Source organism: Stenotrophomonas sp. 109824_Sma (assembly GCF_056480025.1).
On the sequence record NZ_CM151078.1, the window covers coordinates 1,297,985 to 1,322,506 of the forward strand.

23 protein-coding genes are annotated in these 24,522 nt (G+C 67.9%); 17 read left to right on the forward strand and 6 right to left on the reverse strand.

All coding sequences use genetic code 11. The annotated features are described in order from the left end of the window. Positions 1 to 41: 41 nt before the first annotated feature. From radA to ACZK1G_RS06090, 4 genes are all read left to right on the forward strand, one after another. Positions 42 to 1,418 (forward strand): DNA repair protein RadA, encoded by a 1,377-nt coding sequence (gene radA / locus ACZK1G_RS06075; RefSeq protein ID WP_014646395.1) that lies wholly within the window; start codon positions 42 to 44, stop codon positions 1,416 to 1,418. Positions 1,419 to 1,574: 156 nt separating this feature from the next. Further along, entirely contained in the window at positions 1,575 to 3,434 is a 1,860-nt protein-coding gene (locus ACZK1G_RS06080) for an ATP-binding protein (protein WP_101765135.1), read from the forward strand. Positions 3,435 to 3,482: 48 nt separating this feature from the next. After that, a complete protein-coding gene (locus tag ACZK1G_RS06085; RefSeq protein ID WP_101765136.1) occupies positions 3,483 to 5,789 on the forward strand; it encodes a tetratricopeptide repeat protein in 2,307 nt (768 codons plus the stop codon). Between the two features lie 91 nt (positions 5,790 to 5,880). Next, a complete protein-coding gene (locus tag ACZK1G_RS06090; protein ID WP_101765137.1) occupies positions 5,881 to 6,348 on the forward strand; it encodes a hypothetical protein in 468 nt (155 codons plus the stop codon). 138 nt (positions 6,349 to 6,486) lie between these two features. On the opposite strand, the gene ACZK1G_RS06095 is transcribed toward ACZK1G_RS06090, so the two are convergent. Beyond that, positions 6,487 to 7,281: a cytochrome C assembly family protein gene (locus ACZK1G_RS06095; RefSeq protein WP_049446996.1), complete on the reverse strand. Its 795-nt coding sequence runs from the start codon at positions 7,279 to 7,281 to the stop codon at positions 6,487 to 6,489. 122 nt (positions 7,282 to 7,403) lie between these two features. Between ACZK1G_RS06095 and ffh the strand changes: the two genes are divergently transcribed. The 10 genes from ffh to ACZK1G_RS06145 all read left to right on the forward strand — a co-directional run bounded on the left by ffh (position 7,404) and on the right by ACZK1G_RS06145 (position 14,473). Then, positions 7,404 to 8,780 carry a signal recognition particle protein gene (ffh, locus tag ACZK1G_RS06100; protein ID WP_014036403.1) on the forward strand — a complete coding sequence of 459 codons (1,377 nt, stop codon included), beginning with the start codon at positions 7,404 to 7,406 and terminating at the stop codon, positions 8,778 to 8,780. A 146-nt stretch (positions 8,781 to 8,926) separates the two neighbouring features. Further along, positions 8,927 to 10,003: an NAD(P)H-dependent flavin oxidoreductase gene (locus tag ACZK1G_RS06105; RefSeq protein ID WP_101765138.1), complete on the forward strand. Its 1,077-nt coding sequence runs from the start codon at positions 8,927 to 8,929 to the stop codon at positions 10,001 to 10,003. After that, positions 10,000 to 10,812, forward strand: coding sequence for an aminotransferase class IV family protein (locus ACZK1G_RS06110; RefSeq protein ID WP_101765139.1), 813 nt, complete (start codon positions 10,000 to 10,002; stop codon positions 10,810 to 10,812). Before ACZK1G_RS06105 ends, ACZK1G_RS06110 begins: the two co-directional genes overlap by 4 nt. Positions 10,813 to 10,909: 97 nt before the next feature. Further along, complete coding sequence (rpsP, locus tag ACZK1G_RS06115; protein ID WP_005415733.1) at positions 10,910 to 11,170, forward strand: 30S ribosomal protein S16; 261 nt, start codon at positions 10,910 to 10,912, stop codon at positions 11,168 to 11,170. Between the two features lie 44 nt (positions 11,171 to 11,214). Beyond that, positions 11,215 to 11,727: a ribosome maturation factor RimM gene (rimM, locus tag ACZK1G_RS06120; protein ID WP_010483256.1), complete on the forward strand. Its 513-nt coding sequence runs from the start codon at positions 11,215 to 11,217 to the stop codon at positions 11,725 to 11,727. Between the two features lie 8 nt (positions 11,728 to 11,735). After that, positions 11,736 to 12,494, forward strand: coding sequence for a tRNA (guanosine(37)-N1)-methyltransferase TrmD (gene trmD, locus ACZK1G_RS06125; protein ID WP_049462346.1), 759 nt, complete (start codon positions 11,736 to 11,738; stop codon positions 12,492 to 12,494). Positions 12,495 to 12,648: 154 nt separating this feature from the next. After that, on the forward strand, positions 12,649 to 13,050 hold the full coding sequence (gene rplS, locus ACZK1G_RS06130; RefSeq protein WP_005408597.1) for a 50S ribosomal protein L19: 402 nt from the start codon (positions 12,649 to 12,651) through the stop codon (positions 13,048 to 13,050). A gap of 82 nt (positions 13,051 to 13,132) precedes the next feature. Further along, positions 13,133 to 13,513 carry a DUF6404 family protein gene (locus ACZK1G_RS06135; RefSeq protein ID WP_075675013.1) on the forward strand — a complete coding sequence of 127 codons (381 nt, stop codon included), beginning with the start codon at positions 13,133 to 13,135 and terminating at the stop codon, positions 13,511 to 13,513. Between the two features lie 79 nt (positions 13,514 to 13,592). Then, entirely contained in the window at positions 13,593 to 14,027 is a 435-nt protein-coding gene (locus tag ACZK1G_RS06140; protein ID WP_197622031.1) for a DUF1801 domain-containing protein, read from the forward strand. 38 nt (positions 14,028 to 14,065) lie between these two features. Beyond that, on the forward strand, positions 14,066 to 14,473 hold the full coding sequence (locus ACZK1G_RS06145; RefSeq protein WP_101765141.1) for a DUF1801 domain-containing protein: 408 nt from the start codon (positions 14,066 to 14,068) through the stop codon (positions 14,471 to 14,473). Between the two features lie 108 nt (positions 14,474 to 14,581). Here the strand turns inward: ACZK1G_RS06145 and ACZK1G_RS06150 are convergent, their stop codons facing one another. Next, the gene (locus ACZK1G_RS06150; RefSeq protein ID WP_101765142.1) at positions 14,582 to 16,054 is read right to left on the reverse strand and encodes an MATE family efflux transporter; all 1,473 of its coding nucleotides are present in this window, start codon (positions 16,052 to 16,054) and stop codon (positions 14,582 to 14,584) included. Positions 16,055 to 16,116: 62 nt separating this feature from the next. Here ACZK1G_RS06150 and ACZK1G_RS06155 point away from each other — a divergent pair, with 62 nt between their 5' ends. Beyond that, positions 16,117 to 16,356, forward strand: coding sequence for a hypothetical protein (locus ACZK1G_RS06155; RefSeq protein WP_101765143.1), 240 nt, complete (start codon positions 16,117 to 16,119; stop codon positions 16,354 to 16,356). Positions 16,357 to 16,365: 9 nt separating this feature from the next. Continuing rightward, positions 16,366 to 16,773 carry an RNA-binding S4 domain-containing protein gene (locus ACZK1G_RS06160; RefSeq protein ID WP_049446406.1) on the forward strand — a complete coding sequence of 136 codons (408 nt, stop codon included), beginning with the start codon at positions 16,366 to 16,368 and terminating at the stop codon, positions 16,771 to 16,773. Between the two features lie 38 nt (positions 16,774 to 16,811). Here ACZK1G_RS06160 and ACZK1G_RS06165 read toward each other — a convergent pair whose 3' ends face one another. From ACZK1G_RS06165 to ACZK1G_RS06180, 4 genes are all read right to left on the reverse strand, one after another. Next, on the reverse strand, positions 16,812 to 17,414 hold the full coding sequence (locus ACZK1G_RS06165; RefSeq protein WP_049446404.1) for a DUF937 domain-containing protein: 603 nt from the start codon (positions 17,412 to 17,414) through the stop codon (positions 16,812 to 16,814). A gap of 108 nt (positions 17,415 to 17,522) precedes the next feature. Continuing rightward, positions 17,523 to 19,166 (reverse strand): catalase, encoded by a 1,644-nt coding sequence (locus ACZK1G_RS06170; protein ID WP_101765144.1) that lies wholly within the window; start codon positions 19,164 to 19,166, stop codon positions 17,523 to 17,525. A gap of 194 nt (positions 19,167 to 19,360) precedes the next feature. After that, positions 19,361 to 21,952, reverse strand: a complete 2,592-nt coding sequence (mutS, locus tag ACZK1G_RS06175) for a DNA mismatch repair protein MutS (RefSeq protein WP_101765145.1) — start codon at positions 21,950 to 21,952, stop codon at positions 19,361 to 19,363. Positions 21,953 to 22,078: 126 nt separating this feature from the next. Continuing rightward, positions 22,079 to 22,471, reverse strand: coding sequence for a barstar family protein (locus tag ACZK1G_RS06180; RefSeq protein WP_101765146.1), 393 nt, complete (start codon positions 22,469 to 22,471; stop codon positions 22,079 to 22,081). A gap of 363 nt (positions 22,472 to 22,834) precedes the next feature. Between ACZK1G_RS06180 and ACZK1G_RS06185 the strand changes: the two genes are divergently transcribed. Beyond that, positions 22,835 to 24,511 (forward strand): ShlB/FhaC/HecB family hemolysin secretion/activation protein, encoded by a 1,677-nt coding sequence (locus ACZK1G_RS06185; RefSeq protein ID WP_049446396.1) that lies wholly within the window; start codon positions 22,835 to 22,837, stop codon positions 24,509 to 24,511. Positions 24,512 to 24,522 lie beyond the last annotated feature (11 nt).

A 24,522-nucleotide genomic window follows, 5' to 3' on the forward strand; every position in this document is an offset into this window, starting at 1 on the left:
GCTATCCTGCCACGCCTGTTCCCGTTGCTGGAAATCATCCGATGGCAAAAGCCCGCACCGCCTACGTCTGCAATGAATGCGGCGCCGAATTCAGCAAGTGGCAGGGCCAATGCACCGAGTGCAACGCCTGGAACTCGCTGTCGGAAATCGTGCTGGAAAGCGCGGCGGCGGCCAAGGCACCGGCCTCGCGCCGGGCCGGCTGGGCCGGCAAGATCGACCCGCCGAAGATCACCGCCCTGAAGGACGTGGAGCAGACCGAGCATCGCCGGGTCTCCACCGGCATCGGCGAGTTCGACCGGGTGCTGGGCGGTGGCCTGGTCGAGGGCGCGGTGGTGCTGGTCGGTGGCGATCCGGGCATCGGCAAGTCGACGCTGTTGCTGCAGGCGGTGGCGAAGATGGCGGCCGAGCTGCCGGTGCTGTACGTCACCGGCGAAGAGTCGCTGGCGCAGGTCGCAGGCCGCGCGCACCGGCTGGAGCTGCCGCTGGACGGGGTCAACGCGCTGGCCGAGACCGGGGTCGAGTCGATCCTGCAGCATGCATCCAAGGCCGGCCCGCGGCTGATCGTGGCCGACTCCGTGCAGACGCTGTGGACCGAGAGCCTGACCGCTGCGCCGGGCTCGGTCAGCCAGGTGCGCGAGAGCGCGGCGCGGCTGGTGCGGTTTGCCAAGGAGACCGGTACCGCCGTGTTCCTGGTCGGCCACGTGACCAAGGAGGGCGGCATCGCGGGTCCGCGCGTGCTCGAGCACATGGTCGACGCGGTGCTGTACTTCGAGGGCGAGAGCGGCAGCCGCTTCCGCCTGCTGCGTGCGTTCAAGAACCGCTTCGGTGCGGTCAACGAACTGGGCGTGTTCGCGATGGGCGACAAGGGCCTGAAGGAGGTCTCCAACCCATCGGCGATCTTCCTGTCCGGCGGCAGCACCCATCAACCGGGCAGCTGCGTGATGGTCACCCGCGAGGGCACCCGGCCGCTGCTGGTGGAAGTGCAGGCACTGGTCGATGCGTCGCCGCTGTCGAATCCACGCCGTGTCGCGGTCGGCCTGGAGCAGAACCGCCTGGCCATGCTGCTGGCGGTGTTGCATCGCCACGGCGGCGTGCTGGTCGGCGACCAGGACGTGTTCGTCAATGTCGTTGGCGGCATCCGCGTGCAGGAGACCGCCGCCGACCTGCCGGTGCTGCTGGCGGTGCTGTCCTCGCTGCAGGATCGGCCGCTGGCGGAAAAGACCATCGCCTTCGGCGAGGTGGGCCTGTCCGGCGAGATCCGCCCGGTGCCCAATGGCGAGGACCGCCTGCGCGAGGCCGCCACCCATGGCTTCAAGCGCGCCATCGTGCCCAAGGCCAATGCGCCCAAAGGCGGTTCGGTGAAGGGTATGGAAGTGATTGCGGTGGAGCGTCTGTCCGAGGCTATCGACGCGGCGTGATGCCTGCCGCGCACCCGCCGGGCGTGGCCCGGCGTTGCCTTCGCGCGTGCGGAATGCGGCGGTGTGCACGGCAACGGTCAGCTTCCCTGTGCTAGTTTTTCCCGCTCGACGAAGGCGCCCTCTGGCGTCTTTCCGTGCCCAGGAGTAAACGATTACATGCAGGACACCGCGCTCATTGCCCCCAACGCCGAGATCCGTCGTGCCGGGGTCGATCTCAATGGATTGATGACGGTGCTGGGCAAGCACCTGTATTCCACCCCGGTGGTGGCGCTGCGTGAGCTGGTGCAGAACGCGCACGACTCGATCATCCGCCGCCGCATCGAGCAGCCCGGCGTCGAGGTACCTTCGCGCATTTCGGTGCAGGTCGATGCCGGTGCCGGCGTGCTGCGCATCATCGATACCGGTGCCGGCCTGACCCGCCAGGAAATCCACGACTACCTGGCCACCGTCGGCGTCGGCTATACCCGTGGCCTGCGCCAGGGCGGCGAGGACGATGATGGCCTGATCGGCATGTTCGGCCTCGGCTTCCTGTCGGCCTTCGTGCTCGCGCGCCGGGTCAGCGTGCGCACGACCTCGTACCAGACGCCGGAGCTGGGCCATCTGTACGTGTCCAGCAACGCCGAGCAGTACACCGTCAGCGAAGTGCCGGCACGCGCGGTCGGCACCGAGGTCGAACTGGAGCTGCATCCGGACTTCCTGCCGCTGGCCAACGAGGCGCGCCTGCATGAGGTGCTGGGCCGTTACTGCGCGCTGTTGTCCGAGCCGATCTTCATCGGTGCTGCGGGCGAGGCGCTCAATCCCGAGCCGCCGCCGTGGCGCGGCCAGGGAGAGGTCGCCGTGCATCCGGTGCAGGCACGTCGCCAGGCGCTGCAGTTCGCTGCGCGCTTCGAGCACGATTTCGAGCCGATCGTCACCGTGCCGCTGCGTGCCGACGGCAACAGCGATGCCACCGGCCTGCTGTGGGTGCAGGACGGCGCCACTTATGGCACCAGTGACAACCGCAACCTGTCGGTGTTCGTGCGCGGCATGCTGCTGGATGACGACGCCCGTGACCTGCTGCCGCCGTGGGCCGGTTTCATCGGCGGGGTGATCGAATCCTCGCGGCTGACGCCCACCGCCAGCCGCGAAGACCTGCAGCGCGATGACCAGTACCGCGCTGTGCAACATGCCTTGCTGGAGGCGCTGATTGATGGCCTGGCCGACGTTGCACGGCAGCAGCCAGAGGCGTGGCGACGCGTATTGAGCCGCCACAACGAGGCGCTGCTGGGCGCGGCGCTGTGCGATGACCGCTTGTTCGACCTGCTGCTGGAACACGTGCGCGTGCCGACTTCGCAGGGTGACCTGCCGGCCAGTGCGCTGCCCGCACGCGGTGCCGTGCACGTGATCCTCGACAACGGCGGTGGCTTCGAGGAAATGCTGTTCCGTGCGATGGGCGTGCCGGTCGCGCATGGCCATCGCTATGCCGTGGTGCCATTCCTGCGGCGCTGGGCCCAGGCCAAGGGCCTGCGCCTGGTTGAACTCGGCACCGAGCAGGGCAATCGCGCATTGTTCCGCACCGATGACAGCCTCGACGAGGCGCAGTTGGCCTGGCTGCGCGAGCAGCTGGGCGATGGCGAGCAGCTGCTGCCGGCGCGCTTCAGCCCGGAGGCATTGCCGGTGGTGGTGGTGCCCGACCGCGAAGCCGAACTGAAGCAACGCCTGGAGGACGACGAGAACGACAAGCGCGTTTCGATGGCGGCGCTGCGCCTGGCGCGGCAGTTCACCGCACGCATCGAATCGCGTGCACCCTCGCGGCTGTACCTCAACCTCGACAACCCGGCGGTGCAGGCGCTGTTGCGCGCCCAGCGCGAGGGCCACCCGCAGGCCGAAGCAGCGGCACGCCTGCTGCGCTCGCTGAAGATCATCGTCGCTGCGCAGGGCCGTCCCCTGGCCCGGGCAGCGACCGCCACGCCAGGCCCGGATCTCAACGGCGCCTTTACCGATATCGCCGGTGCCCTGCAGCAGATGCTGCGCTGAGCACTGCACCCTCTCATCCAGCCTTCGCTAGACAGGAGCACTTACCCCATGGACATCTGGAACTGGGTCGAAAAACTGCAGGGAGACCTGCGCCAGGCCGGCCAGGCGCAGAACGCGCACCTGCTGAACCGCCTCGCCGACGAGGTCAGCGAGCTGCAGATCGACCGCGTCGATGCACTGCTGCCCGAAGCGCGTGCGCTGGGCAAGGCGCTGGACAACCCCTGGGTCGACGTCTACGTCGGCCACTGGGCGCTGCGCAACCGCGTCGGCAACAGGGTTGAAGGCGAGAGCGCACTTGGCGAAGCCGTTGCGCTGTTCGAGCGCGCACACCGCGAAGACACCCTGGAATGCCCGCAGTCGATCTGCGTGACCCAGGATCTGGCCGCCTGCTACGGCAACATCGATGGCCCGGGCTGGGTGCCCGAGCGCATCGAGGTGTGCGACGAGACCCTCGGCCGCATCGATCCCAGCTGGGCCTGCTTCCAGTGCCTGAGCTGCGAGAAAGCCGATGCGCTGCTCGACGACGGCCGTGGCCAGGAGGCGCTGGATTACCTGCAGGTGCAGTCCGATGCGATCGAGGCCTGCGGCAAGGAGGTGTTCGACAGCTTCCCGGAGATGCAGATCAAGATCCTGCTCGCCGTGGGCCGGGCCGAAGAGGCACTGGTGCTGATCGAAAAGCGCGAGGCTGAAGTGGCGGCTTCCGGTGAGTACGAGCCGGCCAACTGCACGGTGCCGCGCCGCCTGTCCAAGGCGTGGGCGCTGGCCCAGCTGGGCCGCGACGAAGAGGCGCTGCAGCAGCTGGTGCCGTGGCGCGAGCTGACCCCGAACTACTGGCGGCTGTGGGCGAACACCGCCGCTGCGCTGTGCCAGCGCGACCCCGCGCGCAATACGTGGGACCTGGGCACGCGCTTCAACACGATCATCGAGCACTTCGCCCGGGTCGGTTCGCATCGCCTGCTGATCGAAGTCGCGGCGCTGAGCCTGGAGCTGGCGCTGCAGCGGGGAGCGCGCTGGGTGGCGCTGCGCCAGCTGGAGCTGGCGCGTACCCATCTGGCACAGCTGCGCCAGGACCGGGGCGCGGCTGCGCTGGTGGCCGGCCTGGCGGCACGCATCGATGCATTGCCGGAGATGGCGCCGCTGCCGGCACCGGCCGGCGAATTGCTGGCGTGGCTGGACGCGCAGGGCGAGCAGAACCAGGCGCGCGATCCGGAGCGTGAGGCGCAGTGGCTGCTGCAGGCACAGGCGCAGCTGCCCGATGACGAGGCCTTGGCCGAGATGGCCGCCTCCGCGCTGAGCGCCTGTGGTGCACAGACCGAAGCGCGCGCATTGCTGTGGCGCTTCGTGCGCGCGCACGCGCAGGATGATGGCCCGGCCGCTTATACGTTGATGCGCTGGCTGGCCGAGCAGGGTGACGATGATGGCCTGCGCCAGCTTGCCGACCTCTATCGCGGCAGCGTGCCGGTGTTCGCGCACTGGTGCGACGTGCAGCGCGCCCGCCGCGTGTCCGACTGGCCGGCGCTGGAGCGGGCCGCGCAGGCCTTGCTGGCGGCATCGCCCGGTTCGCACGGTGCGCGCGGCACGCTGGCGCGGATGTACATGGAAACCGGCCGTTTCAGCGAGGCGCAGGCCTGCTATGCGCAGCTGGTGGAGCTGCTGGAAGAGCCGAGCGCCGCGCATTGGGACCACATGAGTGCAGCCAGCGCGGCACGTGACTGGGACGCGGTGCGCCGCTCGGCGGCGGCGATCGGCATGGAGCTGTCCAGCCAGGACGGCGTGGTTGAAGAGCCGTGGGGCTGGGTGATCATCCGCAGCGAAGAGAACGGCGAGCCGATGGAGTACTACGCCCGTCGCAGCGGCCCGGTGACCGCACGCATCGTCGAGAACGCACCGGCCAACCGCGCGCAGCAGGTGGGCGACTGGGTGGTGTTCGATGCCGCGCTGGTGCATCCGGCACCGGAGGAGGAGGAAGCGCGCGAGCACTTCATCCCGACCTATGCGCAGGTGCACGTGCTGGAGCGCGGTGGCTTCGCCCGCAGCTGGTTGATCGACGGTGCGCATCCGGGCGAAGAAGCCTGGAACGCCTTCGTTGCTGCGGCCGAAGCGCAGGGCTGGCAGGTGTGGTCGCACAGCCGCCCGGACTACACCGTGACCGATCCCGACGCGGAAGAGGGCACGCTGCCGGGCCTGCTGTTCACGGTCGCCCAGCCGCAGGACCATGCGCCTCTGGCGCTGCACCGCTTCCTGCAGCAGGAAACCGTGAAGTGGCCGCATCCGCACTGCTGGCTGCGCCTGGCCGAAGCCTGCGACCAGGATCGCCAGCCGCATCTGGATGTGATCGAGCGTTACGGGTTGTAAGCCGGGTATCGGTAGTGCCGGCCACTGGCCGGCAGCGCCGGGATATCCTGTATTGTCGGCCAGCGGCCGGCACTACCTCAAGGAGAAATACATGCGAAAGACAGGGATGTTCGTGATCGCCGGGCTGCTGCTGGCCCCCACCGTGCAGGCCGGGCCGGCCTGCCAGGAACCCACCGCCGTGGCCCGCGCCTTCTTCGAGGCGACGTCGGGTGACAACGGCTTTGTGCTGGACGCACCGCAGGCGCTGGTCAGCGACGGCTTTGGCAAAGCCCTGCGTGGCGAGCGCGCCTGCCAGGCGCGCGAGCAGGGCATCTGCAACATTGACTGGGATCCGTGGCTGGACGCGCAGGACGCTGACATCGAGGGCCCGGTGACCTACCAGTGGAAGGGGGCCACGGCTGATACCGGCATGGTCGAGATCCACTACGCAGTGGAGAAGCAGGCGTTCGTGTCGCGCGTGCCGATGGTCCGCCAGGGCAAGGGTTGCTGGCAGGCCGACGACCTGATCTCCAACAACGGCCGCTCGCTGCGCCGGATCCTGGCCCAGCCTGTCCCTTGATGGTGGGGGGGGGGGGGCGGCTGCGGCATCCACGCATGGCGTCGCCCTGTTGCCGGCCAGCGGCCGGCACTACCAGATTGGGGACCGACCGTTGGTTAGCAGTACCGGGGGGGGGGCCGACCGTTGGTCGGCACGCCTTTATCGCGTATGCCCGAACACCAGTTCGATCACGAACTGGCTGCCGAAGAACGCCAGCAGCAGCAACAGCATCGCCGCCAGTGTCCAGTGCACCGCCTTCATGCCGCGCCAGCCGTAGCGCCGGCGGCCGATCAGCAGCACGCCAAACACGATCCACGACAGCACGCTGAGCACGGTCTTGTGCACCAGCTTCTGCGCCAGCAGGTCGTCGACGAACAGCACGCCGGTGACCAGGGTCAGGGTCAGCAGCGCGAAGCCGACGGTGATCACCCGGAACAGCAGCGATTCCAGATCGGCCAGCGGCGGCAGCGCGCGCAGCCACGGGCGGAACTCGCGGCGGCGCAGGGCGCGTTCCTGCAGCCAGAGCATGATCGCCAGCAGCGCGGCGATGCTCAGCGTGGCGTAGGCCAGCAGCGCCAGCCAGGCGTGGCTGGCCAGGCGCCAGCCCAGCACCTTGCTCGGTTCGTGGCCGTAGCCGTGGTAGGCCAGCAGCAGGACCGCGGCCAGCGGAAATACCACCACGCCCAGCGCCGACATCCGCCCACGCGCGCCGACCAGCGAGGTCAGCCAGGCCATGCCCAGGCCGACCAGCGACAGCGCGGCGAAGAAGTGCATGTCCGGCCCGCCGTTGGTACGCATCGCCACCATCACGTGGTAGCCGCCATGCAGCAGCATCGCCGGCAGGGCGGGCCACAGCCAGGTGGGAGAGCCGGTGCTTTCATCGCGGCCGAGCGCGCGCACCAGCAGGGCGCTGGCAGCCAGGTAGAGCAGGACGGCGATGAGAACGATTGTCATCGTTGCAGTTTCGCATACCCCCGGGATGCTGGCGACGGCCCGGTGGTCGCAGTCCGGGCGGACAGCCGGACCCGTTATACTGTCTGCCTTATTGTCCCCCGCTTTCAGACAGGTTGCGCCGCATGTTCGAGTCCCTGACCCAGCGCCTTTCCGGCACCATCGAGCGCCTGCGTGGCCGCGGCCGCCTGACCGAGGAGAACATCCGCGAGGCGACCCGCGAAGTGCGCATCGCGCTGCTCGAAGCCGACGTTGCGCTGCCGGTGGTGCAGGCCCTGATCGAGCGCATCAAGGTGCGCGCGGTCGGCCAGGAAGTGCTGAAGTCGCTGACCCCGGGCCAGGCCCTGATCAAGGTCGTCCGCGACGAGCTGACCGCGGTGATGGGCGCCGAAGCCAGCGACCTGAACCTCAACGTACCCGCCCCGGCCATCATCCTGATGGCGGGCCTGCAGGGCGCCGGCAAGACCACCACGGTGGGCAAGCTGGCCAAGCACCTGAAGGAAAAGCGCAAGAAGAAGGTGATGGTGGTTTCGGCCGACGTCTACCGCCCGGCCGCGATCGAGCAGCTGAAGACCCTGGCCGAGCAGGTCGGCGTGCTGTTCTTCCCGTCCAGCGCCGACCAGAAGCCGGAAGCCATCGTCCGCGCCGCAATCGACGATGCGCGCAAGTCGTTCGTCGACGTGCTGCTGGTCGATACCGCCGGCCGCCTGGCCATCGACGAAGCGATGATGGCCGAGATCAAGGCCCTGCACGCTGCCGTGAACCCGGCCGAAACCCTGTTCGTGGTCGACGCCATGACCGGCCAGGACGCGGCCAACACCGCCAAGGCCTTCGGTGATGCGTTGCCGCTGACCGGCGTGGTACTGACCAAGACCGACGGTGACGCCCGCGGCGGTGCCGCGCTGAGCGTGCGCTACATCACCGGCAAGCCGATCAAGTTCGTCGGTGTCAGCGAAAAGCCGGAAGGCCTGGACGTGTTCCACCCGGACCGCATCGCCAGCCGCATCCTGGACATGGGCGACGTGCTGTCGCTGGTCGAGCAGGTCGAGCAGCAGGTCGACAAGGACAAGGCCGCCAAGCTGGCCGAGAAGGTCGCCAAGGGCAAGAAGTTCGACCTGAACGACATGCGCGACCAGCTCGAGCAGATGCAGAACATGGGCGGCATCGGCGGCCTGATGGACAAGCTGCCGGGCCTGGGCAACATCCCCGACCATCTGAAGCAGCAGGTCAGCCAGGGCAAGGAAGTGCCGCGCATGATCGCCATCATCGGCTCGATGACCAAGAAGGAACGGCGCAACCCGAACCTGCTCAATGGCTCGCGCCGCGCGCGCATCGCCAAGGGCTCGGGCGTGACCCCGGCCGACGTCAACAAGCTGATGAAGCAGTACATGCAGATGGAAAAGATGATGAGCAAGATGGCCGGCGGCGGCATGAAGGGCATGTTGCGCAGCATGAAGGGCATGATGGGCGCCATGGGCGGCCGCGGCATGCCGTTCCGTTGATGCGTTGAACACCGGCTTTTTTTGTAGAGTCGAGCCATGCTCGACTGCTTTTCTGTCGGTGCCCCGGTCGAGGTAGAGTCGAGCAAGCTCGACTCTACCCCCGTCCTGCGCGCACCATGGGGGCCTGTCCGAAACGATGGGCCGTCATGCAGAGTTCCGCTGTATCTTCCCGCGTCGAGGCGTTCTGCCGGCGCTTTGGCGTTTCCGTTCCGATCCTGCTGGCCCCGATGGCCGGCGCCTGCCCGGTGCCGTTGTCGGCTGCGCTGGCCAATGCCGGCAGCATGGGGGCGATGGGCGCGGTGCTGTCGTCATCGGCCGATATCGGCCACTGGATGGATGACTTCCGCGCTGCCTCGACGGGCCCCGCACAGGTGAACCTATGGGTGCCGGACCCGGCACCGACCCGTGATGTCGCCGCTGAAGCCGCCAGCCGCACCTTCCTCGCGCAGTGGGGTCCGGACGTGCCGGCCAGCGCCGCCGATGCCACGCCCGCCGACTTCGAAGAACAGTTCGCCGCACTGCTGGCGGCGCGCCCGGCGGTGGCCTCGACCATCATGGGCGTGCTGCTGCCGCGCCACGTACAGCAGTTGAAGGATGCCGGCATTGCCTGGATCGCCTGTGCGACCACCTTGTCCGAAGCGCGTGCGGCACAGGACGCCGGTGCCGACGCGGTGGTCGCACAGGGCGTGGAGGCCGGTGGCCATCGCGGTGCGTTCGATCCGGCGATGGCCGAGCGCCAGCTGGTCGGCCTGTTTGCGTTGTTGCCACGCCTGGCCGATCACCTGCAGATTCCGGTGATCGCCGCCGGCGGTATCGCCGACGGCCGTGGCATTGCTGCCGCACTCACCTTGGGGGCCAGCGCCGTGCAGATCGGCACTGCCTTCCTGCGCACGCCCGAAGCGGCGATCGCTTCAGCGTGGGCCGATGGATTGGCGGCCAGCGAACCCGAAGATACCTGGCCGACCCGCGCCTTCAGCGGCCGCCTGGGCCGTGGCCTGGCGACCCCCTATGTACGCGCCGCCGCTGCGGAAGGCGCCCCGGCGCCGCGTCCGTATCCGGTGCAGCGCGGGCTGACCGCGCCGATGCGCAGGCAGGCCGCGCAGGAAAACCGCCTGGCGGCGATGCAGGCCTGGGCCGGGCAGTCGGCGTGGATGGCGCCGGCACGGCCGGCCGCCGACGTGCTGCGCGGCATGTGGGAACAGGCGCAGGCACTGCTGCGATGACGCTGACCTGCAACGGCCTGCCGGCGCAGGTGGAGGATCTGCTGCCGGCGCTGGTGAACTACGGTCACTTCACCTCGCTGCAGGTACGCGACCACGCCGTACAGGGACTGGACCTGCATCTGGCGCGGCTGTCGCATGCCACGCGCGAACTGTTCGGCAGCGAACTGGATACGGCGCAGGTGCGGGGCTGGATGGCGCAGGCGCTGCGGCAGGCCGGCCTGGCCGATGCCTCGCTGCGGGTGTCGGTGTACTCGCGCCGCTTCGACTTCCGCAATCCGCTGGCGGCCGTGCCGGTGGACGTGCTGGTGGCGGCATCCGCGCCGGTGGTGTTGGTCGCACCGAAGCGGGTGCGCAGCGTGGTGTGGCAGCGCGAGCTGCCGCAGATCAAGCACGTCGGCACCTTCGGCCTGTTTGCCGAGCGTCGCGCGGCGATGGCGGAAGGATTCGACGATGTGCTGTTCGTGACCGCCGATGGCGACGTGAGTGAAGGCAGCACCTGGAACCTGGCCGTTCACGATGGTGAGCGGCTGCTCTGGCCGCAGGCGCCGGCCCTGCGCGGTACCGCCGAGGCGCTGCTGAAGCAGCATTGGCCCGGCGCGCAGCTGACGCAGCCGTTGGCGCTGGCGGAGCTGGACAGCGTGAAGGCCGCTTTTGCCTGCAACGCCAGCGGCCTGTGGGCGCTGGAAGCCATTGACGGGCATGTCCTGGCGGGCTCGCAGGCGCTGGCTGAACAGGGCAGGGCGGTGCTGGCGGGAGTGGCTTGGCAGGGGCTGGGGTCAGATCCCTTTTGCGTCGCAAAAGGGATCTGACCCCGGGCGAGCCCCCGGGGTTGGCTCGGCCGGGCTCTGCCGCTATAATCGCCCGCTTACCTCGCCATCCTGGCGACTGGGCAATAGGAAAAACACCATGGTCAAGATTCGACTGACCCGCGGCGGCGCCAAGAAGCGTCCGTTCTACCACATCATCGTGACCGACGTGCGCAGCGCGCGCGACGGCCGCAACATCGAGCGCGTTGGCTTCTACAACCCGGTCGCCCAGGGCGCCGAGAAGCGCATCGAGCTGGACCTGGCCCGCGTTGACCATTGGGTCAAGAACGGCGCCCAGCCGACCGACAAGGTCCGCAACCTGATCAAGGAAGCGACCAAGTCCCAGGCCGCTGCGGCCTGATCCTGACGGGCCACGCTTCGGCGTGGCCCTCTTGGTTGAAGCAGATGAAAGATATCGAGCGCCGCATCCTGCTGGGCAGGGTTGTCGGCGCTTTTGGTGTGCGCGGCGAGATCAAGCTCGAGTCCTGGACCGAGCCACGTTCCGCCATTTTCCGTTACCAGCCGTGGATCGTGCGCAGCCCGTCCGGCGTGGAAACCACGATTGAAGGTGTACGCGGCCGCGACAGCGGCAAGCACCTGGTCGCCCGTTTCCCCGGCGTCGAGGACCGCGATACCGTTGAAGCGATGCACGGCACCGAGATCTACGTGGCCCGCAGTGCGTTGCCGCCGCCGAAGCCCGATGAGTATTACTGGGTGGACCTGGAAGGCCTGGATGTGAAGACCACCGAGGGCGTTGCCCTGGGCCAGGTCTCGCACCTGTTCAGCACCGGCGCCAACGACGTGGTGGTGGTCCGGGGTGACCGCGAGCGGATGATTCCGTTCGTGCAGCCGGACTTCGTCAAGTCGGTCGACTTCGAGGCCAACCTGGTCGTGGTCGACTGGGATCCCGAGTTCTGAGTGTGAGCATGCGTTTCGACGTCATCACCCTGTTCCCCGAGTTCCTCGCCCAGTCCGCTGGATTGGGCGTGGTCGGGCGCGCGCAGGAGAAGGGGTTGTTCAGCCTGCATGGCTGGAACCCCCGTGATTACGCCGAAGGCAACTACCGCCGGGTGGACGACCGTCCGTTCGGTGGTGGCCCCGGCATGGTGATGCTGATCGAGCCACTGCAGGCCTGCCTGCAGGCGATCCGTGATGCCGATCCGACCCCGGCGCGGGTGATCCATCTCAGCCCGCAGGGTGCGCCGTTGACCCAGGCCAAGGTGCGGGAACTGGCGGCGCTGCCGCGCATGGTCCTGCTCTGTGGCCGCTACGAGGGCATCGACGAGCGTTTCCTGGAGGCCAATGTCGACGAGGAAATCTCCCTCGGCGACTACGTACTGTCCGGTGGCGAGCTGGGCGCGGCGGTGATCATCGACGCCGTGGCCCGCCTGCAGGACGGTGCCCTGAACGACGCGGAATCGGCGGCGCAGGACAGCTTCGAGGGCGACCTCGGCCTGCTCGACTGCCCGCACTACAGCCAGCCGGCCCAGCACCCGCTGGGTGACGTGCCGGACGTGCTGCGCTCGGGCAACCACGCGGCCATCGCGGCCTGGCGCCGCCAGCAGTCACTGGTCCGTACTGCCCAGCGGCGCCCGGACCTGCTGGATGAACAGGCGCTGGGCAAGGCCGACCGCAAGCTGCTGGAGCAGGCCCGTCAGGCCCAGAAACACAAGGCCAGCCCCTAGCGCAGGGCTGGCGTTATCGGCTATCATGGCCAATTCCCGTCGGCCCCGGCCGGCGCGCGCAGTACCCAAAACAAACGTGCAGCACAGTCCGGTGACTGCATGAGCCTACGTTGTCGATACGACACGCCCACCCGAACAAGAATCGGTGTAACCCATGAGCAAGCTGAACAAGTCCATCGTCGCGGAATTCGAATCCGCCCAGATCACCCGTGAACTGCCGAAGTTCAGCCAGGGCGACACCGTTGTCGTCAACGTGAAGGTGAAGGAAGGCAGCCGCGAGCGCGTGCAGGCCTACGAAGGCGTTGTCATCGCCACCAAGAATGCCGGCCTGAACTCCTCGTTCACCGTCCGCAAGATCTCGCACGGCTACGGCGTCGAGCGCGTGTTCCAGACCCACAGCGCCATCATCGACTCGGTCGAAGTGAAGCGTCGTGGTAAGGTCCGCGCCGGCAAGCTGTACTACCTGCGTGGCCTGGAAGGCAAGGCTGCCCGCATCAAGGAAGACCTGGCTGCCGCTGCTGCCGCCAAGGCTGCCCGTCTGGCCGAAAAGGCCTGATAAACAACTTCGGTTGTTGCCGCGACGGCCACCTTCGGGTGGCCGTTTGCGTTTCCGGCACCGCATCGGCCACGATCGGGTGATGAACGACATCAACCGGCACTATCCCGCTGTCATCCAGTCGGCGCTGCGCTTCCTCGACGGCAAGGGGCTGGCGCGCGTGCAGTCGGCGCCGCTGCTGCATCGTGTGCTGTGGCGCATGGGCATCGCGCTGCCACCGCCGATCCTGGCCGGCTTCGGCACCAATGCGCTGGTGCAGGGTCTGCTGTTCGGGCTGTTCTGGACCGCGCTGATGTGGCTGATGCTGTGGCAGGGCAGCGAGCGCCCGTTGGCCTTGCTGCTGGCGGCCGGACTGTTGGCCGGTGCCCTGTTCGGCGTGGTGATGGCGGCGCTGATGCGCTCGCTGCGCCGCCACCGCAAGTTGCCGGACTGGCGGCAGTTCCGGGCGCGACAGGCGGACTGAGCCGATGGCGCACCGCGCCGTGACTGGCAGGCACGCGCCGCGCTAGGCTGCGGCTTCATCCCGATGGACGTGCCGTGCGATGCCTGCCAAGCGACCCGCACCTTCCGCCGCGCCCACGCTGTTGTCCGGCGGCAACCCGCAGATTGCCAAGGGCGAGGGCGATGCCCCGGTGCAGGCCTATATCGCGGCAATGCCGGACTGGAAGCGGCCGATCGGCGTGCAGCTGGATGCGCTGATCGCGCAGGCGGTGCCTGGCGTGCACAAGGCCGTGAAGTGGAATTCGCCGATGTATGCGGTGGCGCCCGGCGCAGGCTGGTTTCTCAGCTTCCATTGCTTCACCCGCTACATCAAGGTGGCGTTCTTCCGCGGCGCTGCACTGACGCCGGTGCCGCCCGAGCCTTCCAGGAGCGCCGATACGCGCTACCTGCACATTGCACAGGATGGGGTGCTGGATGAAGCACAGTTCCTCGACTGGGTGCGCCAGGCCGCCGCGTTGCCCGGCGAGCGCATGTAACCCTGACGTTCCGATTCCCTTCCCGACGAGAGCCGCTGATGGCCACGCATGCACCGAACCCTGCCGATGCCGGAACTCCGGCCGCTGAACTGATCGATGCACGCATCGCCGAGCTGGGCGACTGGCGTGGCGAAGCGCTGGCACACGTGCGCGCCTTGATCCATGAAGCGCTGCCGGACGTGCAGGAAACCTGGAAGTGGCGCGGTACACCGGTGTGGGAGCACAACGGCATCCTGTGCACCGGCGAGACCTATAAGCAGGCGGTGAAGCTGACCTTCGCCAACGGTGCGGCGCTGGCGGACCCGAAGGGCCTGTTCAACGCCAGCCTCGAGGGCAACACGCGGCGTGCGATCGACATCCATGAAGGCGCGATGCCCGATTCCGCGGCGTTGAAGGCGCTGCTGCGCGCGGCGGCGACGTTCAACGCTGCGAAGAAGAAGCGGTAGAGCCGGCCGCTGGCCGACTGTTTTGCGATGCTTCCGGAGATGTGTGAAGTTGCCGGCCAGCGGCCGGCACTACCACCGGTCCATGAAGTTGCCGGCCAGCGGCCGGCACTACCGTGGCGGGGCTGACTCCAGCGCGGCATCCGGGTCGGCCACCGGCGAGGGCGGGCAGGCGGGAATCTCCGAGGGCGTGGCCAGTTCTTCGGCGTGCGAGGGCTTGCCCATCATCTTCGCCTTGCGCCAGCCACCCCAGCGGTAATACGCCAGTGACAGCAGCATCGAGACCAGCGAGCTGACCGGGAAGCTCCACCAGATCGCATCGGCGCCCCAGTACGGCTGCAGCAGTTCGGCGAACGGCACGCGCACGCCCCACAGCGAGCCGGCCAGGATCAGCAGCGGCGGAATCACCGCGCCGGTGGAGCGCACCACGCCGGAGATCACGAAGCTGACGCCGAAGAACAGGAACGAGCCGATCACCACGTGGTTGAGGTGGCGGGCGATGTCCAGCGCCTGGCTGGCCGGCGGCAGGAACAGCGCCAGCAGCTGGCGATCGAACACAACCAACGGCAGGATCAGCGCGCCGGTCAGCAGGAAGTTGAACAGCACGCCCTGGCGCGCGGTGCCGCGTACGCGGTCCCAGCGCTGCGCACCGACGTTCTGTGCGGCCATCGACGAGCACGCCGCACCGATCGCCATCGCCGGCATCTGCAGGTAGTTCCACAGCTGCAGGGCAGCACCGTAACCGGCGCCGGTGTCGGTGCCGTACTGGTTGACCATGGTCATCAGCAGGATCACCGACAGCGAGATCAGCACCATCTGCAGGCCCATCGGCACGCCCTTGAGCACAAGCGCCTTGAGGATGGTCATGTCGAGCTTGAACAGGCGCATGTCGGCGCGGCCCAGCCACAGGGTGTGGCGCTTGTGCCGCATGTACAGCAGCAGGCCGGCCAGCGACAGCGTCTGCGCGACCAGCGTGGCCCAGGCCGAGCCGGCGATACCCAGCGCGGGGAACGGCCCCATGCCGAAGATCAGAACCGGGTTCAGCACGATGTCCAGTGCCACCGACACCATCAGGAAACGGAACGGCGTGCGCGAGTCACCGGCACCGCGCAGTGCGGCGGTGAGGAAGGCGAACGCGTACAGCGTCGGCATCGCCAGGAAGATGATCTGCAGGTAGGCCTCGGCCAATGGCAGCGAGGCGGCCGGCGTGCCCATCGCCGCCAGCAGCGGATGGGCCATGAACCAGCCGGCGATGGCGATGATCACCGACAGGCCGATGAAGAAGGTGGCGCTGGTACCGACCACGCGCCGCGCCTGCGCGATGTCGCGCGCGCCGATCGCCTGGCCGATCAGGATGGTCGAGGCCATGCCGAAGCCGAACACCGAGCCGATCAGGAAGAACATGATGTTGTTGGCGTTCGCAGTGGCGGTCAGTGCCGCCTCGCCGAGGAAGCGCCCGACCCAGACCGCATTCACCGAACCGTTCAGTGACTGCGCGATGTTGCCCGCCAGGATCGGCAGGGAAAACAGCAGGAGATTGCGGCCGATCGGGCCGGAGGTCAGGTCAAGCGGCGCTTTGGCCATGGAGTGGTGATCGAATCCCGGGAGGCGCACACTAGCACCAAGCCGGTTTGCGGGATGTGGCAATGCATCAACGACTGCAGGTGAAGTGGAGCCTGGCGCTGGCCTTGATCGGCGCCGCACTGGCCGCATGTTCGATGGACGACCGGCTGGGCGATACCCAGATCCGGCCGACCGACCGGCCCGAGTGCCTGGTCGGCAGCCAGCGCCAGGACCTGGCCTCCGGCGTGCGGCCGCTGATCGGCGGCACCGGCTGCCGGGCCGATCCGGACAACCCGCGTCCTCTCAACAAGCCACCGGAGTAGTAGCGAACAATGCCCGAGCTTTCCCCGTTGTCGCCCAGTGTCCGCCTGGACATCTGGCTGTGGGCGGCCCGTTTCTTCAAGACCCGCAGCCTGGCCAAGCAGGCCATCGAAACCGGCAAGGTCAGCGTTGCGGGGCAGCGCCCGAAATCCTCACGCGCGGTGCGCGTCGGCGAGCAGCTGCAGGTCGACCGTGGCGAGGAGCATTTCGAGATCCAGGTGCTGGGGCTGAGCGATCAGCGCGGGCCAGCGCCGACGGCGCAGCAGCTGTATGCCGAGAGCGAGGCCTCCAGGGCCCGTCGTGCTGAACAGCGTGCGCTGCGCATCGCCGCACGCGATGGGTTCCAGCCGCCGGAGCACAAGCCGGACAAGCGCGCACGGCGCTTGATCCGCGCGCTGGGTGATATTGACGCGCTGTAGGTAACAGGGCGCCGGACCGGGTCCGGCGCCCGCAAACCTCAGCGCTTGCCGCCGAGCAGGTTGCCACCGAGCTTGAGCAGGTCGCTCATGCCGAACTGGCCGTCGCCGTCCTGGTCCAGCACGCTGCCGAGCAGGCCGCCGGCGATGCCGCCCTGCTGCTGCACCTGCTGCTTTTCCTGGCCGAGCGCCTGGCTGAGCGAGCCGGCATCGGCCTGGCCGCCACCGAGGCGCTGGGCCAGGAAGGCCATCACGATCGGCGCGAGGATCTGCAGCAGCTGGCTGGTGCGGCCGCTGTCGAGCTGGGTGGCCTGGGCCAGGCCGGTTTCCACCTTCTGCTGGCTGCCGCCGAAGATGTGGCCGAGGATGCCGGCGCCGTCGCTGGCGGCACCGCCGCCGCCGCCGCCCAGCACCGAACCGAGCACGCTGCCCAGATCCAGTCCACTGTGGTTGTTCTGCAAGGCGCCGAGCAGTGCCTGCGCGCCCTGCGGCTGCGAGGCGTTGTTGCCCAGCGCGCCCATCAGCACCGGCAGCGCGGCACTGATCGCGCCGGAAGCCTGGGTATCGCTGATGCCGAGCTGCTGCGACACCTGCTGCAGCGGGGCGCCCTGCAATTTGGCGAGAAGTTCGTCGGTCAGGCTCATCTGCGGAATCCTTGATTGGGGTTGGGCGTGCAGAAGGTACGCCGCGGACCGTTAAAACGGCGACGCCGCCTCACGGGGAGGCGGCGTGCCGTTCACGGGGGAGGGCGGTCAGAGCTCGATGTCTTCGGCGCCCGGGGTGGCGGTGGGGAAGTCCGCTTCCGGCTGGGCCGGCTTGAACGGATCCGACGGCTGGCTGGCCAGCGCCTTCAGCGCCGCGGCAACACCGGCACCGTAGGCCGGGTCGGCCTTGCTGCAGTTGTCGATGTGGCGCTGCTTGATGAAGTCCGGCGCATCGCCCAGGGCACGGGCGGTGTTGGCGAACAGGCGGTCCTTCTGGGCCTGGTTGTAGCTGCGGAACAGCGCACCGGGCTGGCTGAAGTAGTCGGCGTCGTCCTCACGGAAGTTCCAGAAGTCGGCGTCGCCGCGGATCTTCATCGGCGGTTCGCGGTACTGCGGCTGTTCCTGCCACTGGCCGTAGCTGTTCGGTTCGTAGTGCGGCAGGCCGCCGTAGTTGCCGTCCACGCGCATCGCACCATCGCGGTGGTTGCTGTGCACCGGGCAGCGCGCTGCGTTCACCGGAATCTGGTGGTGGTTCACACCCAGGCGATAGCGCTGCGCATCGGAATAGGCGAACAGGCGCGCCTGCAGCATCTTGTCTGGCGATGGGCCGATGCCCGGCACCAGGTTGCTCGGTGCGAACGCTGACTGCTCCACGTCCTGGTACCAGTTGACCGGGTTGCGGTTCAGTTCGAACTGGCCCACTTCGATCAGCGGGTAGTCGCTCTTCGGCCACACCTTGGTCAGGTCGAACGGATGCACGCGGTAGGTTTCCGCGTCCAGCTCCGGCATGACCTGGATGAACAGCTTCCACTTCGGGAAGTCGCCCTTCTCGATTGCGGCGAACAGGTCGCGGCCGTGGCTTTCGCGGTCATGGCCAACCAGGATCTGCGCCTGTGCGTCGGTCAGCGATTCGATGCCCTGCTGGCTGACGAAGTGGAACTTCACCCAGAAGCGTTCGCTGTCGGCGTTGGTGAAGCTGTAGGTGTGCGAGCCGAAACCGTGCATGTGGCGGAAGCTGCGCGGAATGCCGCGGTCGCTCATCACCACGGTCACCTGCAGCAGGGCTTCGGGCAGCAGCGTCCAGAAGTCCCAGTTGTTGCGCGCGCTGCGCAGGTTGGTGTGCGGGTCGCGCTTGACCGCCTTGTTGAGGTCGGCGAACTTGCGCGGGTCGCGCAGGAAGAACACCGGGGTGTTGTTGCCGACCAGGTCCCAATTGCCTTCTTCGGTGTAGAACTTCAGCGCGAAGCCGCGGATGTCACGCTCGGCGTCGGCGGCGCCACGCTCGCCGGCCACCGTGGTGAAGCGGGCGAACATCTCGGTCTGCTTGCCGACCTTCTCGAACAGCTTGGCGCGGGTGTACTTGCTGATGTCGTGGGTGACGGTGAAGGTACCGAACGCGCCCGAGCCCTTGGCGTGCATGCGGCGCTCGGGGATGATCTCGCGGTTGAGGTTGGCCAGCTTTTCCAGCAGCCACACGTCTTCCATCAGCAGCGGGCCACGCGGGCCGGCGGTCTTGCTGTTCTGGTTGTCCACCACCGGTGCGCCGAAGGCCGTGGTCATCGGCGTGACCGGATCATCGCCGTGCTTCTGCTTCGGCGTGGTGCTCAGCTCGCGCTGCTGCTGGGCGCCTTCCTCGGGCGACGGTGCGCTGTGATACGGGCACTTGGCGTTGTTGTTGTCGGACTGGCTCATCGGCTGGCTCCTGGTGGCGGTGAAGACGTGGGTAAACATCTTCACTCGACTTTAGCTATGGCCGGATGAAATGAATAATCGAATGATTCGTTCAGGTTGATAGATTCTGTCAATTGAAACGCAGAATCGGATCTGCAGAGCCTTTCGATAGGCCTCCCGCAAGGCAGGCGGGAGGCCTTGGGCGTGCGCTGCGGTTACAGCAGCGCCTTCAACCGGTACAGGGCTTCCAGCGCCTGCTTCGGCGTCAGTTCGTCCGGGTCGATTGCTGCCAGTGCTTCCTGCGCCTTGCTGGCCGGCGCACTGAACAGGCCGAACTGCTGCGGCGCATCCAGTGCCTGCGGCGCCAGCTCGGCGGCATGGCTCTCACCGCCGCGCTGCTCCAGCTCGGCCAGGCGACGACGTGCCTGTGCCACGGTGGCGCGCGGCAGGCCGGCCAGTGCGGCCACCTGCAGGCCGAAGCTGCGGTTGGCGGGGCCGTCCTTCACCGCGTGCATGAACACCAGCGCTTCACCGTGCTCGACGGCATCCAGGTGCACGTTGGCGATGCCGCTGCGGCCGCCCTCGTGCTGCTCGTCGGCCAGCGCGGTCAGCTCGAAGTAGTGGGTCGCGAACAGCGTGTAGCAGCGGTTCTGGTAGGCCAGGTGGCGGGCCACTGCGTCGGCCAGGGCCAGGCCATCGTAGGTGGAGGTGCCGCGGCCGATCTCGTCCATCAGCACCAGCGAATGGGCGGTGGCGTGATGCAGGATGTAGCTGGTCTCGGCCATCTCGACCATGAAGGTCGACTGCCCGCGGGCGAGGTCGTCACCGGCGCCGATGCGGGTCAGGATGCGGTCGATCGGGCCGATCAGTGCACGGCTGGCGGGCACGAAGCTGCCGATATGGGCCAGCAGCACGATCAGCGCGTTCTGCCGCATGTAGGTCGATTTACCGCCCATGTTCGGGCCGGTGATGACCAGCATGCGACGGTCCGGATGCAGGTCCAGATCATTGGGCTCGAACGGCTGCTCGCGTACCGCCTCGACCACCGGATGGCGGCCACGCTCGATCTTCAGGCAGGGCTCGGCCTGCAGCTCCGGGCGCGCCCAGTCCAGCGCCTGCGCGCGTTCGGCGAAGGCCGCCAGCACATCCAGTTCGCTCAGTGCGGCGGCGCACTGCTTCAGCGGTTCCAGCTGCGCACCAAGGGTATCCAGCAGCTGCTCGTACAGGTACTTCTCGCGCGACAGCGAACGGTCGCGCGCGGACAGCACCTTGTCTTCGAACGCCTTCAGTTCTTCGGTGATGTAGCGCTCGGCATTGGTCAGCGTCTGGCGGCGGGTGTAGTGCACCGGCGCACGGTCGGACTGGCCCTTGCTGATCTCGATGTAGTAGCCGTGCACGCGGTTGTAGCCCACCTTCAGGGTGGGAATGCCGCTGCTCTCGCGCTCGCGCAGTTCCAGGTCGACCAGGAACTGGTCGGCATGGGTGGACAGGCGGCGCAGCTCGTCCAGCTCTTCATCGAAGCCGTCGGCCAGCACGCCGCCATCGCTCAGCTTCAGCGGCGGCATCTCGGCGATGGCGCTGGCCAGCAGCTGTGCGCATTCGTCATGTTCACCCAGCGCGGCATGCAGCGCCTGCAGGCGCGGTGAATCCAGCGGCGCCAGCACGTCGCGCACCGCCGGCAGCAGGCCGAGGCCATCGCGCAGGGTGGAGAAATCGCGCGGGCGCGCCGAACGCAGTGCGACGCGGGTGAGGATGCGTTCCAGGTCGCCGAGGCGACGGAACTGCTCGCGGATGTCGGCGTCGCTGCCACGGTCGATCAGGGTTTCCACCGCATGGTGGCGCTGTACCAGCACCTCGCGCAGGCGCAGCGGGCGGTGCAGCCAGCGGCGCAGCAGGCGCCCGCCCATCGGCGTCACGGTGCTGTCGAGCACGCCGAGCAGGGTGTTGCGGGTATCGCCGTCGACGCGCGTATCGAGTTCCAGGTGGCGGCGGGTGGCGGCGTTCATCGCGATCGCCTCGCCAGCGGTTTCCATCGCGATCGAGGTCAGGTGCGGCAGGCGCTGCTTCTGGGTTTCCTCGACATAACCGAGCAGGGCGCCGGCGGCAGCGGTGGCGCACGGCTTGTCATCGATACCGAAGCCGCTCAGGTCGTGCAGCTTGAAGAAGTTCAGCAGCTGGCGGCGGCCGCTGTCGGCGTCGAACAGCCACGGCGCACGGCGGCGCACGCCGGTGCGCTGGCGCAGGAACTCCGGCCAGTTCTCCTCGTCGGGTACCAGCAGCTCGGCCGGTTCCAGTCGGGCCAGTTCGGCTTCCAGCGCGTCGTCGGTTTCCACTTCGTTGACCAGGAAGCGGCCACCGGCCAGGTCGGCCCAGGCCAGGCCGTAGCCCTGCTTCGTGCGCGACAGCGCCATCAGCAGGGTATCGCGGCGCTCGTCCAGCAGCGCTTCGTCGGTGACGGTGCCGGGGGTGACGATACGTACCACCTTGCGTTCGACCAGGCCCTTGGCCAGTGCCGGGTCGCCGATCTGCTCGCAGATCGCCACCGATTCGCCCAGCGCCACCAGCCGTGCCAGGTAGCCTTCGTAGGCGTGCACCGGCACGCCGGCCATCGGGATCGGCGCGCCGCCGGAGCTGCCGCGCTGGGTCAGGGTGATGTCGAGCAGGCGCGCGGCCTTGCGCGCATCGTCGTAGAACAGCTCGTAGAAGTCGCCCATGCGGAAGAACAGCAGCAGGTCCGGGTAGTCGGACTTGGCTGCGAAGAACTGCTTCATCAGCGGGGTGTGTTCGGCGGACTTTTCTTTGGACATGGGGCTCGTGAATCCGGGGCGTCCGTTCGCGCTGGAGGGCGGCGCGGCGGAGCGGGTACAGGGATGCCCATGGTAACTGGTGGGGGCAGGGGCTGCCGCATTCGCAGGCGTGGGCTGCCGCTTGCTTCAGGCCTGCACCAGGGTGATGTCCGGATGGGCCGCGAAGATCTCCATCACGATCTCGAAGTAGGTCTGCCCTTCGCCGCACTCCAATGCCGCAAGCTGCTGCTCGATGGCCGCGGTGTTGAATGCGCCGGGATGGGCCAGTTTGGCCTGCAGCCAGCTGCGTGTGGCAGCCACGCCCAATGCTACGCGGCTGTGTTCGACATCGCGCCAGATGATGGTGCGGGTGGACCGTCCGGCCAGGGCGCCATATCCGCCGTACAGCAGGTCATCCAGCGCATCCAGGCTGGGCGCCAGCTGCCAGTCTTCTCCGGCCATGAACACGCGGTTGATCTCGGCATAGAGGCTGGCGATGTCGCCGATGGCGGCGCCTTCGATCTGTAGGAGGATGGTCATGCGCCGACTGTAGCGTCAGCAGGCGAAAGCCGGCGTGCTGAACGACCAGGGTTCGTGCCATGGCGCGCGCGTATACGTCCGGGCCATTTGCGGTGTGTTTCCCCGCAGCCGACTGAATTTGCAATCTTCCCTATAGAAGTTCCTGTGGCGGCCGATACCCTTTGCGCTTTTCTGCGCTTCGCGCGGCGGCGTGCTCTCGCGTGTGCGACGGCAGACCCGAATCAAGCCGGCACGTCGACGCCTTGTCCTTTTCCGGACAGGGCGCCCGACGGCCTGCATCAATATCAGGAAAAGACTGTGCGGTCAGGGAAGAAGCAGGCACGGCAGGTGTGCCGTGGTGGTGGGTGGGGGGTGTTGCTTGGCATGACCTTCAGTGTTGCCGCTCAGCAGGCCGGTGATCCAGCCGCGCAGGAACTGCTGCGGCAACAGGAACGCGAACGCGTATTGCGCGAGCAGCAGGAACAACGCCCCGACGTCCGCTTGGAGCGGGATGCGCAGAAGGAGGGCGAGCACCTGCCGGCGCAGGAGCAGCCCTGCGTGCGTATTGATCGCATCGTGCTGGAGGGCGACGACAGCCAGCGCTTCGGCTGGGCACTGGCGGCGGCCGACCCGGTGGATGATCCGGCCACCGGCCGTTGCCTGGGGACCGAAGGCATCAACGTGGTGATGAAGCGCGTGCAGAACGCGATCATCGCCCGTGGCTATGTCACCACGCGGGTGCTGTCGGCACCGCAGGACCTCAACCAGGGCACGCTGACGTTGTCGGTGGTGCCGGGCCGGTTCCGCGAGGCCGTGTTCTCCAATCCGCAGGGCCGGCATCCGGCCATCGCCAATGCATTGCCGATCCGCAGCGGCGGCCTGCTCAACCTGCGTGACATCGAGCAGGGGCTGGAGAACCTGCAGCGCGTGCCCACCGTCAGCGCCGACATCAAGATCGCGCCGGCCGACGGCGAGGGCGCGGCGCCGGGCCAGAGCGACCTGCAGATCGACTGGACGCAGCGTTCACCGGTACGCGCCAGCGTCACCCTGGACGATGCCGGCAGCCGCGGCACCGGCAAGCTGCAGGCCAACGCGACGCTGTCGCTGGATAATCCGCTGGGGCTGAACGAGCTGTTCTACATCAGTGCCGGGCGTGGCGTGTTCAACGGCCGCGGCAGGGACACCGACAGCTGGACGGCGCACTACGACGTGCCGTACGGCTACTGGCTGTTCGGTGCCACCGCCAGCGCCTACGACTACAGCCAGAGCGTGGTCGGCGCCTTTGAACGCTATGACTACAGCGGTCGCAGCCGCAACGCCGAAGCGCGGGTGGACCGGCTGCTGCTGCGCAATGCCAAGATCAAGTTCAGTGCCTATGCGCGCGGCTGGCAGCGCGAGTCGAAGAACTACATCGACGATACCGAGATTGAAGTGCAGCGCCGCCGCACCGCCGGCTGGGAACTGGGCCTGACCCACAAGCAGTTCATCGGCACTGCCACGCTCGATGCCAGCGTGGCCTACCGGCGTGGCACGGGCGCCTTCCACGCCCTGCGCTCGCCGGAAGAGAGGGCGCAGCAGTGGGATCCGACGCTGCCGCTGGAAGGCACCTCGCGGATGAAGCTGATCACCGCTGATGCGCAGTTCAGCGTGCCGTTCCAGCTGGGCAGGCAGCGCCTGCGCTACACCGCCGCATGGCGGGCGCAGTGGAACCGCACGCCGCTCTCGCCACAGGACCGCTTCGCCATCGGTGGCCGCTATACCGTGCGCGGTTTCGATGGTGAAAGCTCGCTCAGCGGCGAGCGTGGCTGGTCGCTGCGCAACGATCTTTCGCTGGGCATCGGCGGTGGCCAGGAGTTCTACGTGGCCGCCGACTACGGCCGTATCGGCGGCCCATCCGCGCAATGGCAGTCCGGCCACGACCTGGCCGGCATGGCGCTGGGCCTGCGCGGCGGCTGGCAGCAGCTTTCCTGGGATGGCTTCGTGGGCTCGGCGCTGCACAAGCCCGCCCATTTCCCCACCGACTACACCACGTTCGGCTTCAGCCTGGCCTGGCGCTACTGATCTGCCACAAG